We start from the raw sequence: 335 nt of genomic DNA, 5'->3' as shown, positions 1-335 counted from the left end.
GATCAATCAGCTACAGAAAACACATCTGAGGTTAAGTTGGCTAAGAAATTTAAAGACGGTAAAGAAGGCAATGCAGAAGTTCTCTTTGCAGAGACTTTGACATCATTGGCCAGAGGTACAGACAATGCAAACAATAAGTTGATTGCTTATAATTATGTAGATGAGACAGGAAAAATCTCTGCGACTCAAATAACCGTATCTAGTGATGTAATCAATAACTTCGAAGAGATTCTTAAAGACGAAAGCGTTAAGAAGGAATTGAACAAATTTATTACTCAAGCTACAGGTAGTGTAGTTGTTTCTAAAGATGCTACAACTGGAAATATCACAATTTC

At 35.2% G+C, this 335-nt stretch carries 1 protein-coding gene; it reads left to right on the top strand.

Annotated features, from left to right (window positions below; all coding sequences use genetic code 11):
- The coding region (locus GJV76_RS15850; RefSeq protein WP_196216253.1) for a hypothetical protein at positions 1-335 on the top strand (335 nt) is incomplete at both ends.

This window comes from Myroides albus, from assembly GCF_009711045.1.
GTDB classification, from domain to species: domain Bacteria; phylum Bacteroidota; class Bacteroidia; order Flavobacteriales; family Flavobacteriaceae; genus Flavobacterium; species Flavobacterium album_A.
This window is presented reverse-complemented; position numbering and strand designations above follow the sequence as displayed.